The organism is Acholeplasma granularum ATCC 19168 (assembly GCF_000526235.1).
Classification (GTDB): Bacteria; Bacillota_I; Bacilli_A; order Acholeplasmatales; family Acholeplasmataceae; genus Acholeplasma; species Acholeplasma granularum.
The window spans coordinates 254,983-271,597 of the sequence record NZ_JAFR01000006.1 but is presented as its reverse complement, the minus strand read 5'-3'; the positions used below and the strand labels follow the sequence as shown (position 1 = coordinate 271,597).

Here is a 16,615-nt window from a genome sequence, read left to right as displayed (position 1 = left end):
TTATAATTAATTTAATGAGAGGTCCTATATATGATTAATTATCCTAATAAAAAAAAGATGGTCAAAAAAGAAAATAATTATTCCAATTTAGGAATGACATTAGAATCTGATATTGACTTAACAAATCAATATTATTTACAAAAAAATATTGCGGTTATTCATAAAAAACCAACCCCAATACAGGTTGTTAATGTAAGTTATCCTGCTAGAAATAAAGCAAAAATTATTGAGGCTTATTATAGAACACCTTCCACAACAGATTACAATGGTGTTTATAAAGGTAAGTATATTGATTTTGATGCAAAAGAAACCAATTCCAAAACAAGTTTTCCACTTTCAAATATACATGAGCACCAGATTATTCATTTAAAAGATGTTCATGAACATGGTGGAATTGCATTTTTAATTATTGGATGGAAAAACTATCAAGAGTATTACTTACTTAAATTTGATGAATTATATAAAATGTGGGAATCTAGTAAAAAAGATGGTAGAAAATCAATTCCTTATTCATATTTTAAAGAGCATTGTATGTTAATAAAATTTGGTTATCAACCACGATTAGATTATTTAAAAGTGGTTGATAACCTATTATAGTTATTTTTCTAATTGCAGTTTTAATTCCCTAAACTGATTAATTGAAAATGCCACTATTACAATCATACTTACTAATGTAGTAAGTGTATATAAAATATTATATATACCTGAATATATAAATGCATTTTTTCCGACATTATTCATAAGATTTGCAGTCCATTCATTACTGGTTGCATAAGAAGCCCATAAGATAGCACCAACTACTGTGGATGAGAACCAACGTATCACTAATACTATAGTTGTAGTTAGTGAAAAACTCCAAATAGATTTTAGACTGTTCTTAAAAAAACCACTTAATCCTAAAGCACCAAAAGCAATAATATAGTCCAAGAAAAAAACTAAAGCTGCTTCGCTTATATTTTGAGCAAAATAAGATAGTGCGTATCCATCATAAAAAAATCCAAACAATCCATAAGTTACTGCACCAACTATTCCATAACCAGGACCTAAAAATATACCAATTAATATAATCGGTAACAGTGATAGATTGAATAATCTACCCCCCAATGGCATTGATAAGTTTAATCCAGGTATCATGCCTGTTACTATATCAATAGCTATTGCTATTGCAAGTAATGTTGATACGACTACTATATTTCGTATCATAATTCTATTTTGTTCCATTTTCTTCCTCCTTAGAAAATAAAAAAATTTCTTTGGCCAAAAGAAATAAAGTTAAAAAAATATTATAACTTTCCCTCCGCTGGCATTATCCAGATCAGGTTGACGGGTCGATTTTATTAAATCCTCTCAGTCCTATATTTTGGACTCCCCGAAGTTGATCACCATTATTATATCATATGGATTATAAAACAAAAATAAATTGCTTCGATAAAAATAATAATATAAAATAATTTTTTATAATTTGATTGACATATGAAATAATTATTTATATAATGAAAGTATAGAGAGGTGATTATCATGGGTGTTACATGGTTTAATGGAGAACCCAAAGAAATTATTGTTACACTGACTCATAACAGTATTACTATTAATAAGTCAGGATCACAATTATTTGAATTTGCTAATCAAGTTATGCTTGGTTATGATGTAGATAAACGTTTAATTTTAATTAAACTGCTATCAAAAGATGAGGTTTTACGTGGTGATATACCCGAACATTCTAGATATAATGTAAGCGTAAACACTTCATATGGCAGAATAACAAATAAGGCTTTTTTAACTCGAATTGACAGTTTATTTAACCTTTCTCTTGATGAAAAAGGCTCTAAATATCGTGCCGACTGGAATAAGAGCTTAAACGTACTCGAAGTATATTTAGAGGAGGTATTATAAATGATTGCAATAATATCTGATTACATTGTTTGGTTTTGGTTGGCTGTATTTGTAATTACAATAGTTATTGAGTTTATCACAGTAGAATTTGTAAGTATTTGGTTTGCACTTGCATCAATTCCATCATTAATTCTTTCAATCTTCTTACCTGAAAATATTGCTTTACAAATCATATTATTCTTTATAAGTGGTTTTGGATTAATGTTACTTACAAGACCAGCACTTATTAAATATTTTAAGAAAAACATTGTAACAACTAATGTTGATTCATATGTTGGTAAAACTGCAATTGTAATAAAAGAAATAACATCTATAAGTCGTGGACAGGTTGATTTTGAGCATATGATATGGACAGCTGTTTCTTCTGAGACAATTGAGGTTGGAAAACAAGTCAAAATACTTTCAATTGAAGGTAATAAGTTTATTGTCACTAAAATCGATTAATAGGAGGAAAAATAATGGGTGAAACAGGACAAATAGTTTTAATTGTATTAGTAGTAATTTTAGGGGTTATTGCACTTCTTGCAATATCAGGCGTTCGTTTTGTAACACAAACAAAAAAATATGTTATTGAACGATTAGGGGCATATCATACTACATGGGGTGTTGGTGTACACTGGCTAATTCCTTTTGTTGATCGAGTTGTAGCTGTTGTATCATTAAAAGAGCAAGTCAAAGATTTTGATCCTCAAGCAGTTATTACTAAAGACAATGTAACAATGCAGATTGATACTTTAGTCTTTTATCAAGTAACGGATCCAAAACTTTATGCATATGGAGTTGAAAATCCAATCTTAGCTATTGAATCTCTTTCTGCTACTACATTAAGAAATATCATTGGTGATTTAGAACTTGACACATCATTGACATCTAGAGATATCATTAATACTAAAATGCGTCATACACTAGATGATGCTACAGATAAATGGGGAATAAAAGTTAACCGTGTCGAAGTTAAAAACATTATGCCTCCAAAAGATATTCGTGAGTCAATGGAAAAACAAATGCGCGCCGAACGAGAAAGAAGACAAACGATTCTTATTGCTGAAGGTGAAAAACGCGCAAAGATATTAGAGGCTGAAGGTATAAATCAAGCAATCATCTTAAAAGCTCAGGCTGATAAAGAACAAGTAATATTAAACGCACAAGCTCAAGCCGAAGCAATTCGTCAACTTAAAGAAGCTGAAGCACTTGGTATAAGATTAATTAAAGAATCAATGCCTGATGCAGCAGTGCTACAAATTAAAGCATATGAAGCACTTGCTAAACTTGCTGAGGGTCAAGCTACAAAGATTGTTGTTCCATCTAATTTAGCTGATTTAGCAGGAACTGTAACAGCACTTACAGAGGTTGTTGAATCTGGTAAGGAACCTGTTAAAAAAACAACAAAATAAAATAATAAGCCACTTTGAAATCATAAACGAGTCCAAAGTGGCTTTTGTTTTTAATATGTAAGTATATGATTTATTTCTAAATCATTTAGACTTTCTAAAAATAGTTTTAGTAGTTTTTTTGTATTTATTAAATCACTTAAACTTACCATTTCATTTTGTGTATTTCTATTTCTAATTGGTATACCGATAGAGACAGTTGCTGCTCCTAGTTTTGAAAGTTGTAAATAACCACCTTCAGATGACTCTTTTTCATTTGATGCTTCTTGATAAGGAATGTTATGTTTTTTAGCAATATCAATTATGTAATTTCTTAATCCATTATGAGCTATTAGACCTTGATCATAGAAAATTATAAGTGGTCCATGTCCTAATTTATATTTAGATTCTCCATATATATCATCACTATCAAATACATCTAGTGAAATTGCTATATCTGGTTCTATCATAAATGAAGTTGTTTTTGAACCTTTCATAGCCATTTGATTTTGAACAGTAAAACTTACATTTAATTCACATTTTAAATCATTGACTTCATCAATCAATTCATTTAAAACGCACACACCTGATCGATTATCTAGTGCTTTAGATATAATTATATCTTCATTGATTACTTCAAATGTGTGATATCTAGTTACCATATCGCCAACTTCAATACCAGCATCTTTTACTGCTTCATCTGATGTAAAGCCTGCATCTAAGTATAAAGATTTTACATCAGGTGTTTTCAATCTTTCTTCTGCTGATTGCTGCATAAACGGTTTGGCTGTTAATACTGCTGTATGTTGTCCTTTATTTGAGGTAATAACAAATTTGTTGTGAACCATTGAAGATACATTAAATGTACCTACAGGTTGGAATCTTAATAAGCCATTTTTTGTAATTTGGCTGATAATCATTCCAAATTCATCCATATGAGCAGTAATCATGACTTTTTTTCCAGATCCTTTAGTCAATATTACAGATCCTAGTTTATCATTTGTTATTTTAGCTGTTTGATTTTGTTGAAGAAACACTGAAACTTGTTCTTCATTTGAAGAAATTGCATTTAATTTGGTTAGTTCGTTAAGTTGATTAATTGTTTTTTTCATTTTTAATATCCTTTATTTGATTCAAATTATTATTTTTGCAAAATAAAAACCTAGGAAGTAGTGAGAATCTCTTATATTTACGTGGGAATTTCGTATACACATACGTTGGGATTCCAAATAAATAACATTGGCCTTCAACACCGGTATGGTTCAATTCCCAAAAAGAAATGTTTGGGTTCCACGGGTTCTTCCTAGGCACCTTTAATTTACTATATTTTAATAGATTTGTCAATTAAAACGTTATTTGTTTATTTAGTTTTACTCTTTAAAATATGCATTAACCCGTCTTTTAGTTCTTCTCTTTTTAGTCCAAAATCAATGATTGCTTCTAAATACCCTATCTTTGAACCAATATCATATCTTTTTCCAATCATATCAAATGAATAAACTTTCTCGCTATCCATTAATCTTAAAATAGAGTCTGTTAACTGAATTTCATTTCCAGCACCACGTGTTTGATTTTTTAGTAATTCAAATATTTTTGGTGTCAGTACATAACGTCCAGATATTGCTGAATTTGAAGGAGGGTTACTTTTTGGTTTTTCAACCACTCCTTTTAATTCTACAATAGGTTTAGAACTATCTTCTTTTGGCATACATATACCATATAGTTTAGTATCTTCATCACTGACTTCCATAGTTCCTAGAATACTTGACTTTTTTTCATTAAAAGCATCAATTAGTTGTTTAAGTGCAGGTTTATCTTCTGATACATAAACATCATCGCCTAATAATACTGCAAATGGTTCACCATTAATAAATTTTTCAGCTTGCAGAACTGCATGTCCTAGACCTAATTGTTCTTCTTGTGTTGTATAAAATATTTTTGCTCCATGATGTGTCTGTCTTATTAGTTTAATATCATCTAATTTATTTTTTTCTTTTAAAAATTGCTCAAGTTCTAAATTGTACTTAAAATATGATTGTATAGCCCCTTTATTTGATGAGATTATAATTAATATCTCTTCAATGCCTGAATCAACGGCTTCTTCAATGATATAGCTAAGTGCAGGCTTATCAATGATAGGAAGCATTTCCTTAGGTACTGCTTTTGTTATTGGTAAAAATCTTGTTCCCCAACCTGCTGCGGGTATGACTGCTTTTTTAATCATTTTGCTTATCTCCTTCGTAATATACTAATATTCTAACGTATTGTGCTTTATAAATCATTGCATTTAATAATATATCTCTTACCTTCTGTTCTATGGCAAATTTGGAATTTGTAGTCTTAACGGAAATTCTAGCTGCATAATATTCCGAATCATCGAGTTCTTCTAATCTCGTCACATAATAATGCTTACTTATTTTTAATATATCTTCTTTAGATTGAAATGAGAAAATCATTGAGATAATTAAATCTTTATTTGTAATATCTAAATCACTCATTAATTCAGCAAGACTTAATGCTCTTGCTACAATATACTCAGTTTTATGAAAAAATGTTTTTTCATAAATTTCTTTTTGTTTATCATAAATAATTTGTGACTGTACTTTTGTATGAAATAATGATTCTAAATAAGATATAAAATTATTAGCTCTTTTACCATGTTTATGATAAAACTCAGTGTACATAACTAGATCTTTACCATCAAATGTATATGCCGTAATCATGAAGTGTTTTCTGTTTGAGTAAAATAATATTTCTTGCAATTTTTGTTGAAACTTTTCTAATGTTGTTCTGAATTTATAAATTCCTACAATGTAGTAGGTTTCATTATAAACTAGTGGTTCATAAAACTCATTTGCAAAGACCTGTCTTTGATCGTCTAAATCATAATATTTATAAGCATGGTATGCAACTCTATTTAAGGATAAATATTTTTCATAAATAACATCAGTAATTCCTAATATAGTAACAATTATTGTAAATATAATTTTTGAAAAAAGAGTTACAGGTAATAACCATGCACTTAATATGATAGGCAGAAATATAAACATTATAGAAGCTCTAAAAAGAGCTGTAAACCCGTTTTTATATAAGATAAATGTCAAAATAAACAATGTTATAACACCATAAAAGGTAAATACTTGAATAGGATTATATCTACTCAAATCTATATATAAATTTTTTAATTCATTCATAAATAAAAATATGGCTGAAAAAAGTAATAAAAGGGTTACAAGTTGTCTTAATTTTAGGTACCATGGTTTTGTAAATAGTTTTTTTGTTTGGGGTAGCCTTACATAGTTTTTCATTTCCTGACGATAAGCATAAAATGGCCAATATCTACCACGTAATGAGATACTTAACGGTGCTGTTTCATCTGAAATCATTTTACTTTCTATATAGTTTTCAAAATTAAAAAGCGGATTTAATATAATCATAAATGTCCCAACTGCCATGATCGCATGTTTATAATCAGGAAGTATAATTAGTCCAACAATTATTATTAATGAATATATTAGTACAACTATAAATTTTGCCACACCACTAAATAAATATACAAACACTAAAACAATACCAATAATTGCAAAAACTGTGTATATTATCGAGTGGTCTAGATTCATTAGTGGGAATACCAATGAAAAAGAAATGAGTAATATAAGTATTAAGATGAGGCTTATTATCAATCTTCTTTTCATGTCACATTCCCCTTATGAAATGGTTAATCACTTAATATTTATTATACCATGTTAGTCAATTTTAGACAATTAAGGTTTATATTATTCATGGTATATATCATAAAAAAAAGATAAGTCTTAAGACTCATCTTTAAGTTTAAATTACTTATTTGGGTTGTAGCCGATTTTTGCTAATGCTTCAACTAATTCAGCTTTTTTTAATGAAGATGCGTTTTCAATTCCAGCTTCAACTGCAGCAGGTCTTAAATCAGCAACTAATAATTTAGAAAGTTCAGCTACTAAATCAACATTATTAGCTACATCTTTTTTTGCTTCTGCTTTAGGTGCTTGTTTTACTTCTGCTTTAGGTGCAACAACTTGTTTAGCGTACTTTGTTGGGTTAGCAATTGCATCTTTTGCTAAATTTACATAATTTGTAAATACAGCTGGTTCTGAGATTGCTAAGTCTGCTAATACTTTTCTGTTTAGTTCAACATTTGCAATTGATAAACCGTGTACTAATTTTGAATATTTAAAATCATTTGCAACAGCTGCTGCGTTGATTCTTGAAATCCATAATTTTCTAAAGTTTCTCTTGTTTTGTTTACGGTCTCTGTATGCATACATTAATGAACGCATAACTTGTTCGTTTGCTGTACGATATAAGGAGCGTTTTGAACCAAAATATCCTTTAGCTAATTTTAATACCTTTTTACGTCTTCTTCTTGTTGCTGGTGTGTTCGTTACTCTAGCCATTGTTTAGTTCCTCCTTATTTCATGTTAGCAATTAAGCGTTTAATTCTTTTTGCATCTGTTTCATGAACAGATGTTTCAGCTCTTAATTGTCTATTTTGTTTTGTTGTTTTTGATGCTGCCAAGTGGTTTGAATATGCTTTGTGACGCATTAATTTACCAGTAGCAGTGATTTTAATACGTTTTTTTAATCCACTGTGTGTTTTTTGTTTTGGCATGATGTGTCCCTCTTTTATCTTTCTTTTGCCGGTGCAACTATTGCAATAAGTTGCATACCTTCTAATTTAGGTTTTGCTTCTATAACGATATCTGTTAATGATTCAACAAATTTATTAACTTGCTCTAATCCGATATCACTGTGTGTAATCATACGTCCTCTAAAACGTAGTGACACTTTAACTTTATCTCCACCATCAATAAATTTTTGAGCTGATTTTAATTTTGTATTAAAATCATGTTTATCAATTGTTGGTGATAATTTAATTTCTTTTAGCTTAACAATTTGTTGATTTTTCTTCATCTCTTTAAGCTTTTTTTGTTGATCATAGCGATATTTTGAATAATCTAATAATTTCGCTACCATAGGATTTGCATTCGGCGGAGATACAACTAGAATATCTAAGTCTTTTTGACTAGCAAGTTCTATTGCTTTTCTTCGATCAAATGTTCCCAGTTTTTGACCATCTTCATCAATGATTAGGAATTGTCCATTTGGTAATGTTTCATTCACTAAATCCGAACTCTGTTTGGGTTTAAACCCTGTTTTTTGTGGTTTTATATGTAACCACTCCTTTCAGTTTTTATTTTGGTAAAAAATGAAAAAGCGAGTATAAATGAATTATACCCACTTCGCACTAAATTTCGAATTTATAGAATCTGTTTAGCGTGCTATTTACCCAAGGATTCGTCCATCAGGTGAGAGGGTATCTCTTCTTTTCACAATATTACCGTAGTTATTATATAATTTTGAAGCATAAATGTCAAATACAAAATAATTAATGTGTGTTTTTATGAAAATTGTGACATGAACAAGTTATAATATTCACCTTTTTGTTCCATTAATTGATTGTGTGACCCTTGTTCAATAATATTTCCATGACTCATTAGTAAAATTAAATCTGCATTTTTAATTGTAGAAAGTCTATGTGCTATTACAAAAGTTGTTTTATTTTCCATCAAAGTCATCATTGCTTCTTGAATGTTTACTTCAGTATAAGTATCTACATTAGATGTGGCTTCATCCAAAATAAGCATTTGTGAGCGGCTTAAAATTGCTCTAGCTATAACTATTAATTGTTTTTGGCCCTTAGATATATTTACACCATCATCTGACAAAAATGTATCATATCCATCGGGTAATCCAGATATATAATGATGTATCCTAGCTTTTTTTGCAGCCTCAACTACATCTTCAAATGTTACATTTTCATTTCCATATTTAATATTATCTAGTACTGTTCCTTTAAATAACCATGTATCTTGAAGCACCATCGAAAATGCTTTTCTATAATATTTTCTATCATAGTCTGTAATCGGAATATCATCAACTAATATATTTCCAGAATCAATTTCATAAAAGCGCATTAAAAGATTAACAAGTGTTGTTTTACCAGCACCAGTCGCTCCTACAATAGCAATTTTCTGACCTGGTTTAGCCATAAAACTTACATTTTTTAAGATGATTTTATCTTTTGTATACCCAAAACTTACATCATTAAATTCAACAAATCCACGATTTATACCTTTAGTTTTTGCATCTGTTATATTTTGTTGTTCATCTTCTTGATCGAGCACATAAAATATACGTTCTGCTGCTGCAAGTGCTGATTGAATATCAGCAATTAAGTTACTTAATTGATTAATCGGTCCAGAAAAGCGCTTGGAATAAAGCATAAATGCTGATAAGTCACCAATTTTAATTCCACCAAATACTGCTAAAATTGCACCAGCAGTTCCAACTAATGCTGTTCCAAAATTGTTAATAAAGTTAACACTTGGTCCAGTTGTTGTATAGTAATATCCTGCCTCATAACTTTTTTTAGCAGCATCTTTATTATGTTGATCAAATTTTTGGTATATAACTTCTTCTTGTACATACGACTGAATGGTTTTTTGTGCACTAATCATTTCTTCAGCGTATCCATTCATTACACCTAGTTGTTGATTACGAATTCTTAACTTCTTCTTAATAACTTTAGATAGCAATGATGTAATCAAAAACGATAAAGGAATTGTAATAAAATATATTGCAAGTAGTAATGGTGATACAATAATCATCATGACAAATGACACTACAAGTGTAATAGTTGATGTAATCATACTTAAAACATCAGAGGATATTGATGTTGCAATTGTATCAATATCGTAACTCATACGAGAAATAATATCTCCTGTTTGATTTGAATCAAAGTAATTCACATGAACTGAAGTCATTTTATTAAATAAATCTGATCTTAATTTATACACTACACTTTGAGACATCTTAACTAAAGCAACACTTAAAATGTAATTCATTACTGCAGATACCAAATAAAACGAGATCATTAGTGATGCTAATATAAATATTTTATTAAAATCAATAGCAAATCCATCATTTACCACTGTCATTTCATTAATCATTTGACCAGTTAAATAAGGTCCTATTAGTGAAAGGGCATTTGACAGTACAGTTAATACAATACCAATGATTAATCTGCTCTTATAATAAGATAGGTAATACCATAATCTTTTGATTGTCGCTTTTTTATTTTTAGCTACTTGTGAACCATCATTTCTAGTTCGGCCTTTTCCCATGCTTCTATTCATAGTGCATCACCTCCCAATTGATGTTCCACTAAGAGTTGATATATAGAACTAGTTTTTAATAATGTTTCATGTGTCCCTTTATCACTAATTTTTCCATCTTCTATTAGTAATATTAAGTCTGCATCTTTAATGGATGAAATACGTTGAGCAACTATAATTTTTGTTGTTTCTTTTAGATGAGTTTGAATAGCTTGTCTTAAGTTTCTATCTGTTTGATAATCAAGTGCAGATGAGGCATCATCTAAAATTAACAATTTAGGATTACTTGCAACAGCTCTTGCAATTAACAATCTTTGACGTTGGCCTCCCGAAATATTTGTTCCACGCTGTGAAATTTGGTAATCAAATTGGTTAGGCATTTCATCTATAAAATCTGCTTGTGCAATTTGCTTTGCTAACTTCACATCTTGAGGACCAACAGCAGGTCTTGAAAAAGATATATTTCCATGAATTGTATCAGAAAACACTAAATCATTTTGAAGCACTAAACCAATATGTCTTCTTAAATCATCTTTTTTAATGTTTTTAATGTTTTCTCCATATATTTTAATTTCACCCTTTTGAGGATCATAAAAACGCATGATTAAATTAATAATTGTTGTTTTCCCACTACCGGTTGCACCAATTATTCCCAATGTCTGTCCTTTATATAGTTTAAAATCAATGTTCTCTAAATGATCTTGTTTTCCATGATATGAAAAGTTGACATGATTAAATTCTAAATGTGGGTCTTCATTAATGATAAGTGGCAATGTACCATCTTCCATTTCATCTTCCATGTTAAGGACTTCAACAATTCTAGCTGCTGATGCACTTGCCCTTGATATTTGAATAAAGATTCTAGTAATTGCTGACATTGAATTTAGAATTAATGTAAAGTAGGTTATAAGTGCAACAATTTGGCCAACCTTTGTATAACCATCCATCACACGATATGCACCTAAAACAAGTACAACAACCAATCCAACATTCATTATAATATCCATAAGTGGCCTAATCTTATTCATTGTCATAGTTGCTTTAAGTTCTTTTTCTACTGCTTTTTTATTTTCTTGTTTAAATCTTTCTTGTTCAAAGTTTGTCATGGATAAGGCTCTAATTACTCGAACACCTGTAACATTTTCTCTTAAAACTCTAACTATTTCATCAACTTGTTGTTGGATGTCTGCATACATAGGACGCCCTTTTTTTGTATAGTACCAAACAATAACAACAATAAATGGTAATAAAAATATCATTACCAATGTTAAGAGTGGATCCATAAAAAACGACATAATTATCCCACCAATTAATAGCATCGGTGCTCTAATACCCAATCGTTGCAATGAACCAACCATTGAAAATATATTATATGTATCTGTAGTTAATCTAGAAATCAAAGATGATGTTGTTATTTTGTCAACTTGTGATGCATTTAAATGCTCAATTTTATAAAATAGTTCACTACGTACATCAGCGACAGTATAACTAGCAACTTTTTCAGCTGAGCGATTTGCAGAAACATTAAAAAGCCATCCGATTATAGCAATTAAAAACATTCCAATTCCAATATATACCAGTAATTTAAAATCACTAGGTGTTGAAACCAATAACACTTCATCAATCATATAAGCTAGTAAAAATGGTAATAATAAATCTGCTCCAGCACCTAATGCTTTTACAACAAGCGAATAAATTACGCTCCAAATATATTTACCCATTCTTTTAAAAATAAATAACATGTACTTTTTACCTCTGTTATCTATTTTATCATAAAATCCTTATAAAATTACGTAACTTGAGCCCTTTGTATGGCTTAATAGTTCATAGTTATTAAAATATGTAAAATTTGGTAAATAGGTTATTCCATCTAATGTAATAATCTTTATATAGGTACGATTAAATAATTCAAAATGTTCATTCATATTAATTATGATACTTTGATCTAACATAAAATAGTCTAGTAATTGATCTGCTAGTAGTATATTTAATATTGGTGTATCTTCATTGATATCAACAATTATTTGACTTAATTGAACAGAGTTATTTTTAATTCCTTCTAATCCATACCATTTAATATAATTATCATTATATTCTGGATACTCAACATATAAGCTACCTACATCAAATCGATATTTTTTATCATTTATTTTTAAATTGATAATAAAATTTTCTAAGTAATAACTATCAGATACATTAGGTAAATTAATTAACATTTCATATCCATAGTATAAATCACCCAAATAAACCTCATCATGCATTTTTTCTATCATTAATGATTCAATTAAAAATTTGTAAGACTCATCATTATTTTGAATAAAGCCACTATTAATCTGACTAGATAAGTCATATTCTTTAGTTCTTGTAAAGTATTTTATTCTAATTTTTTCTTCATTATCATAGAGTATATAATGATTTTGTTTGATGAAAATCAGTTTTGTCGGATCTTTTTTAGGCATCAACATAAAAACTAAAATAGTAGTTAATATACCTATTACAATAAAAAATACTATATATTTTTTCATATTGGGGTAATCTCAAGTCTTTGATAGTGCGTAGTAACTACAAATATTTCATATCCACCCTTAGCAATTTCCATCCAAAACAAGTAATTTTTGGCAACACCATTGGTGATTTTTCCTTCTCCATAAAGATATAAAACCATCTGTGTACCCGGTTCAATAGAAACTTTTATATCATAACTTTCTATATCCTCTATTTTTGTATCATAAAGATAATCCAAGTTCATATGTGCTGTTAATCCACTACCAAAGACTTTATTATCTTTCTGAGTTTGAAGTTTTACGCCTCCTGATACTTTTAATTGATAGTGATTGATTGTTTTTTTACTTGCTTTATAATTATAAGATATTGGTGATTTACCATTATTATAATAACTAAATAGAGTTTCTGAAGTAAATGTCACTTTCATATCTTCATTAACATGATAGTAATTCCACCCTAGAAATCGATTCTTACTAACTTTTTTATAAGCAAAATCATAATCACCCAAACTGTATTCTTGAAGAAGTTTTCCGTTGCCAACTTTTTTTAAATCTTGAAAATCTGCATAAGCAAAACTTGTATTTGAAAACAAAATAGAAATAAAAAATAAACATATAATTATTAAATACTTTTTCATATATATTACCTCCTACTATATATTAGAAAAAGTATTTAATTTTGACTTTTTTTATATAAAAATAAAAAAAGTTTAGTTTCCTAAACTTTTTCTAAATATAATTCGATATCTTTAACTTCTTTTATAATAGATTCACTTAAATTAATACATCCATCTTCAGTTAATAATAGATCATCTTCTATACGAACACCAATTCCTTCTTCGGCTATATATAAACCTGGTTCTACAGTTATAATTTGACCTACTTTAAATGGTAATGAAGGATTACCAACATCATGAACATCTAATCCAAGTGGATGTCCAAGTCCGTGATAATAATATTTTATAATATCCTCATCTTTTGTAATTAGTCCTAATTTTTTCGCTTCAATTGTTAGAAGTTCCTTACCCTTTTGATTATATTCAAACTGAGTAACACCAGGTTTAACCCAATTAATTATTGCTTTATTTACATTTAAGACTGCTTGATATACTTCTTTTTGGCGTTTGTTAAATTTACCACTTGCAGGATAAGTACGGGTAATATCTGAAGCATATTGATTAAATCTTACCCCTAAATCAAGTAAAACTAAGTCATTTTTATTAATTGGTTGGTTATTATCTTCATAATGAAGAATTGTTGCATTCTTACCACTTGCAATTATTTCATTAAATGAAGGTTTTGTTTGATTTTTATTTAAAATATAATTAAATTCCGCGAGTAAATCAGATTCATTATTTGCATATTTAATTGTATCTAGAAGTCTTAGGTTTGCAAGTCTTGACACTTCAATTGCTTTTTTTGTATATTCTACTTCTAATTCATCTTTAGAACTTCTTAAGTTAGCCAGTAATCCATGCGCATTTTTTATTTGTATATGAGGATATCTTTGATTGAAAAGTTTAGCCTCTAATTCACCTTTTAAAGGTGCATCTTTAATGGATTGTCTTTCTATATCAAAATAAACTGATTTAATTTGACCAAATAGTGCGCGTCTAGTTTGTGTAAATAGATTACTAAAAAATGAATCAAAATTTGAAATATCTACTATATTTTCTAGTGGAATACCTGAGATATGGCTAGCTTTTTCAAAAGTCAATGACTCACCAACCCACAACGCTTCTATTGGATCAATTTTTTTAATAAATAAATAACTTGTTTCAATATCATTTGCTTTTACAATCATTAATATTGAATCACTTTGACTAATATTACTTAAATACCAAAAATTCTTGTTTACTTGAAATGGGTAATAAGCATCATTCGATAAATGTGGTGCACTGCCGGAATAAAATAGTGATAAACTAAAGTTATCAACTAATTTAATGTAATTGTTTCTACGATTTTTATACATTTTTTTAAAATCCTTTCTTAAATCTTTTCAATTAATTCTAGTACTTTAGATTTTAATTTTTCTAATGCTAGATTAGATTCTTCTAGACTATTTTTTTTAATTGATAAGTATATTTTTAATTTAGGTTCTGTGCCACTAGGTCTAAAGATTACATAGCCTTCTTCACTTAAAAATTTTATGACATTTGAAGGAGGTAAAATAATATCATGTGGATTAATGTATCCGTTTATGTAATCTATTTTTTCTCTAACTTCAAAACCATTAAGTATTAAGTCATTTTCTCTAAAATATGAAGTGATTTCATCAATTCTTTTTAGTCCTTCTATGCCTTTAAAACTTAGACTAATCGTATCTTCTCTAAAATATCCGTATTTTTGATATATTTCTTCTAAATAATCAATCATCGTTTTATTTTCTAATTTTAATGTGTTTGCTATTTCAGCTAAGATGTATACTGCTTGCACTGCATCTTTATCACGAACAAAATCACTAACAAGTGATCCATATGATTCTTCACATCCAAAGATAAATGGATACTTATCTTTATTTTTTTCTGCTTGTTCACCTATGAATTTGAATCCAGTTAATGTTTCACCTACAAGCATGTTATAAGATTCTGCAATTTTTTTAATTAAAGTTGTTGTTACTATTGTTGTGTAAACTATGCCTTTTTGATTATGCTTCTTGCTTAAAATATAGTAAAGTACTAAGCTTGCTGTTTGATTACCATTTAAGGTTATAAACTCGCCATTATGTTTAACACAAACACCTAACCTGTCAGCATCAGGATCTGTTATAAATATAACGTCCGCATCTATTTGATTTGCTAATTTAATAGATGATTCGAAAGCTATCTTATCTTCAGGGTTTGATGATTTAGTGTGACTAAATGATGGATCAGGTATCATTTGTTCTTTTACTGGTGTTACATTATAACCATTTTTAGTTAATAGTCTAGGAATAACCGTTCCCCCAGTTCCATGGAGTGGGGAATAGACTATTTTTACAATCTTTTTATCATTTTGAATAGCAATTTTTTCAACTTCATTTAAGTAAAGCGGATCAAGTGATTCATCAATCCAGTTAATTAAATCATTGTCCACACTCTTTATATTAAATGGTGAGTCAATGGTCTGTATTTGTTTGATCATTTCATTAGATTCTTCAGTACTTAGTTGAGCACCTGTTGAATTATATGCTTTAAATCCATTATATTCTTTAGGGTTATGCGATGCAGTTAACATGATGCCTGCAGATGTTTTAAAATGTCTAACTAAAAAGCTTAACATCGGTGTTGGTCTTAATGCCTTATATATATATGATTTCATACCATTATACGCTAATACCTTAGCTGCTTCATATGCAAATTCATATGACCCAAAACGGTTATCATAAGCAATTGCAACACCATTTAATTGATTGGTTTTCTTAAGATATTTAACTAAACCTAAAGTAACTTTTTTAATCGTATATTGGTTGATTCGATTGGGTCCAAGACCTAGTATGCCTCTGATACCTCCAGTACCAAAACTTAATTCTTGATAAAAAGATTCCTCTTTTTCTTTTTCGCTCATTTTTAATAATGTTTGCTTCTCATCTATGGTTAAACTTTCTTCATTTAACCATAAGTTATATTTATCTTGATATGTCATATAAAATTCCTTA

Annotated in this window: 17 protein-coding genes and 1 riboswitch; of the genes, 4 read left to right on the top strand and 13 right to left on the bottom strand. The window is 28.9% G+C overall.

What is annotated here, in order from left to right; all coding sequences use genetic code 11:
* Nucleotides 1-30: 30 nt before the first annotated feature.
* Nucleotides 31-597 carry a Holliday junction resolvase RecU gene (recU, locus tag G324_RS07080; protein WP_035357034.1) on the top strand — a complete coding sequence of 189 codons (567 nt, stop codon included), beginning with the start codon at nucleotides 31-33 and terminating at the stop codon, nucleotides 595-597.
* On the opposite strand, the gene G324_RS07075 is transcribed toward recU, so the two are convergent.
* Entirely contained in the window at nucleotides 598-1,221 is a 624-nt protein-coding gene (locus tag G324_RS07075) for an energy-coupled thiamine transporter ThiT (protein WP_025724673.1), read from the bottom strand.
* A 54-nt stretch (nucleotides 1,222-1,275) separates the two neighbouring features.
* Nucleotides 1,276-1,382, bottom strand: a riboswitch (TPP riboswitch).
* 136 nt (nucleotides 1,383-1,518) lie between these two features.
* Between G324_RS07075 and G324_RS0101695 the strand changes: the two genes are divergently transcribed.
* Genes G324_RS0101695 through G324_RS0101685 form a run of 3 tightly spaced genes read left to right on the top strand, consistent with a single transcriptional unit; the run spans nucleotide 1,519 to nucleotide 3,287 of the window.
* Nucleotides 1,519-1,893 (top strand): hypothetical protein, encoded by a 375-nt coding sequence (locus G324_RS0101695; RefSeq protein WP_025724672.1) that lies wholly within the window; start codon nucleotides 1,519-1,521, stop codon nucleotides 1,891-1,893.
* A complete protein-coding gene (locus G324_RS0101690; RefSeq protein WP_025724671.1) occupies nucleotides 1,894-2,337 on the top strand; it encodes an NfeD family protein in 444 nt (147 codons plus the stop codon).
* Between the two features lie 14 nt (nucleotides 2,338-2,351).
* Nucleotides 2,352-3,287: an SPFH domain-containing protein gene (locus G324_RS0101685; RefSeq protein WP_025724670.1), complete on the top strand. Its 936-nt coding sequence runs from the start codon at nucleotides 2,352-2,354 to the stop codon at nucleotides 3,285-3,287.
* A gap of 50 nt (nucleotides 3,288-3,337) precedes the next feature.
* Here G324_RS0101685 and G324_RS0101680 read toward each other — a convergent pair whose 3' ends face one another.
* The 12 genes from G324_RS0101680 to G324_RS0101625 all read right to left on the bottom strand — a co-directional run bounded on the left by G324_RS0101680 (nucleotide 3,338) and on the right by G324_RS0101625 (nucleotide 16,602).
* Nucleotides 3,338-4,375: a M42 family metallopeptidase gene (locus G324_RS0101680; protein WP_025724669.1), complete on the bottom strand. Its 1,038-nt coding sequence runs from the start codon at nucleotides 4,373-4,375 to the stop codon at nucleotides 3,338-3,340.
* A gap of 248 nt (nucleotides 4,376-4,623) precedes the next feature.
* On the bottom strand, nucleotides 4,624-5,487 hold the full coding sequence (locus G324_RS0101675) for a UTP--glucose-1-phosphate uridylyltransferase (RefSeq protein ID WP_084027031.1): 864 nt from the start codon (nucleotides 5,485-5,487) through the stop codon (nucleotides 4,624-4,626).
* Nucleotides 5,480-6,958: a hypothetical protein gene (locus G324_RS0101670; RefSeq protein WP_025724667.1), complete on the bottom strand. Its 1,479-nt coding sequence runs from the start codon at nucleotides 6,956-6,958 to the stop codon at nucleotides 5,480-5,482. Before G324_RS0101670 ends, G324_RS0101675 begins: the two co-directional genes overlap by 8 nt.
* A gap of 141 nt (nucleotides 6,959-7,099) precedes the next feature.
* Nucleotides 7,100-7,693, bottom strand: a complete 594-nt coding sequence (rplT, locus tag G324_RS08150) for a 50S ribosomal protein L20 (RefSeq protein WP_025724666.1) — start codon at nucleotides 7,691-7,693, stop codon at nucleotides 7,100-7,102.
* A gap of 14 nt (nucleotides 7,694-7,707) precedes the next feature.
* Nucleotides 7,708-7,908, bottom strand: coding sequence for a 50S ribosomal protein L35 (gene rpmI, locus G324_RS0101660; protein WP_025724665.1), 201 nt, complete (start codon nucleotides 7,906-7,908; stop codon nucleotides 7,708-7,710).
* Nucleotides 7,909-7,922: 14 nt separating this feature from the next.
* On the bottom strand, nucleotides 7,923-8,420 hold the full coding sequence (infC, locus tag G324_RS0101655; protein ID WP_025724664.1) for a translation initiation factor IF-3: 498 nt from the start codon (nucleotides 8,418-8,420) through the stop codon (nucleotides 7,923-7,925).
* A 278-nt stretch (nucleotides 8,421-8,698) separates the two neighbouring features.
* Nucleotides 8,699-10,495, bottom strand: a complete 1,797-nt coding sequence (locus G324_RS0101650) for an ABC transporter ATP-binding protein (protein WP_025724663.1) — start codon at nucleotides 10,493-10,495, stop codon at nucleotides 8,699-8,701.
* Nucleotides 10,492-12,216 carry an ABC transporter ATP-binding protein gene (locus tag G324_RS0101645; protein ID WP_162146806.1) on the bottom strand — a complete coding sequence of 575 codons (1,725 nt, stop codon included), beginning with the start codon at nucleotides 12,214-12,216 and terminating at the stop codon, nucleotides 10,492-10,494. Before G324_RS0101645 ends, G324_RS0101650 begins: the two co-directional genes overlap by 4 nt.
* A 39-nt stretch (nucleotides 12,217-12,255) precedes the next feature.
* Nucleotides 12,256-12,999 carry a hypothetical protein gene (locus G324_RS0101640; RefSeq protein WP_025724661.1) on the bottom strand — a complete coding sequence of 248 codons (744 nt, stop codon included), beginning with the start codon at nucleotides 12,997-12,999 and terminating at the stop codon, nucleotides 12,256-12,258.
* Nucleotides 12,996-13,616: a hypothetical protein gene (locus G324_RS0101635; protein WP_162146805.1), complete on the bottom strand. Its 621-nt coding sequence runs from the start codon at nucleotides 13,614-13,616 to the stop codon at nucleotides 12,996-12,998. Before G324_RS0101635 ends, G324_RS0101640 begins: the two co-directional genes overlap by 4 nt.
* A gap of 80 nt (nucleotides 13,617-13,696) precedes the next feature.
* Nucleotides 13,697-14,950 carry an aminopeptidase P family protein gene (locus G324_RS0101630; protein WP_035357032.1) on the bottom strand — a complete coding sequence of 418 codons (1,254 nt, stop codon included), beginning with the start codon at nucleotides 14,948-14,950 and terminating at the stop codon, nucleotides 13,697-13,699.
* Nucleotides 14,951-14,967: 17 nt separating this feature from the next.
* Nucleotides 14,968-16,602, bottom strand: coding sequence for a phospho-sugar mutase (locus tag G324_RS0101625; protein ID WP_025724658.1), 1,635 nt, complete (start codon nucleotides 16,600-16,602; stop codon nucleotides 14,968-14,970).
* Nucleotides 16,603-16,615 lie beyond the last annotated feature (13 nt).

What these genes read in the sequence shown, in the direction of transcription:
- recU (WP_035357034.1), top strand. Translation starts at nt 31, where the DNA reads ATGATTAATTATCCTAATAAAAAAAAGATGGTCAAAAAAGAAAATAAT.
- G324_RS0101640 (WP_025724661.1), bottom strand. Translation starts at nt 12,999, where the DNA reads ATGAAAAAATATATAGTATTTTTTATTGTAATAGGTATATTAACTACT.
- G324_RS0101675 (WP_084027031.1), bottom strand. Translation starts at nt 5,487, where the DNA reads ATGATTAAAAAAGCAGTCATACCCGCAGCAGGTTGGGGAACAAGATTT.
- G324_RS0101645 (WP_162146806.1), bottom strand. Translation starts at nt 12,216, where the DNA reads ATGTTATTTATTTTTAAAAGAATGGGTAAATATATTTGGAGCGTAATT.
- rplT (WP_025724666.1), bottom strand. Translation starts at nt 7,693, where the DNA reads ATGGCTAGAGTAACGAACACACCAGCAACAAGAAGAAGACGTAAAAAG.
- G324_RS0101685 (WP_025724670.1), top strand. Translation starts at nt 2,352, where the DNA reads ATGGGTGAAACAGGACAAATAGTTTTAATTGTATTAGTAGTAATTTTA.
- G324_RS0101625 (WP_025724658.1), bottom strand. Translation starts at nt 16,602, where the DNA reads ATGACATATCAAGATAAATATAACTTATGGTTAAATGAAGAAAGTTTA.
- G324_RS0101680 (WP_025724669.1), bottom strand. Translation starts at nt 4,375, where the DNA reads ATGAAAAAAACAATTAATCAACTTAACGAACTAACCAAATTAAATGCA.
- G324_RS0101670 (WP_025724667.1), bottom strand. Translation starts at nt 6,958, where the DNA reads ATGAAAAGAAGATTGATAATAAGCCTCATCTTAATACTTATATTACTC.
- G324_RS0101650 (WP_025724663.1), bottom strand. Translation starts at nt 10,495, where the DNA reads ATGAATAGAAGCATGGGAAAAGGCCGAACTAGAAATGATGGTTCACAA.
- G324_RS0101630 (WP_035357032.1), bottom strand. Translation starts at nt 14,950, where the DNA reads ATGTATAAAAATCGTAGAAACAATTACATTAAATTAGTTGATAACTTT.
- rpmI (WP_025724665.1), bottom strand. Translation starts at nt 7,908, where the DNA reads ATGCCAAAACAAAAAACACACAGTGGATTAAAAAAACGTATTAAAATC.
- G324_RS0101635 (WP_162146805.1), bottom strand. Translation starts at nt 13,616, where the DNA reads ATGAAAAAGTATTTAATAATTATATGTTTATTTTTTATTTCTATTTTG.
- G324_RS07075 (WP_025724673.1), bottom strand. Translation starts at nt 1,221, where the DNA reads ATGGAACAAAATAGAATTATGATACGAAATATAGTAGTCGTATCAACA.
- G324_RS0101695 (WP_025724672.1), top strand. Translation starts at nt 1,519, where the DNA reads ATGGGTGTTACATGGTTTAATGGAGAACCCAAAGAAATTATTGTTACA.
- G324_RS0101690 (WP_025724671.1), top strand. Translation starts at nt 1,894, where the DNA reads ATGATTGCAATAATATCTGATTACATTGTTTGGTTTTGGTTGGCTGTA.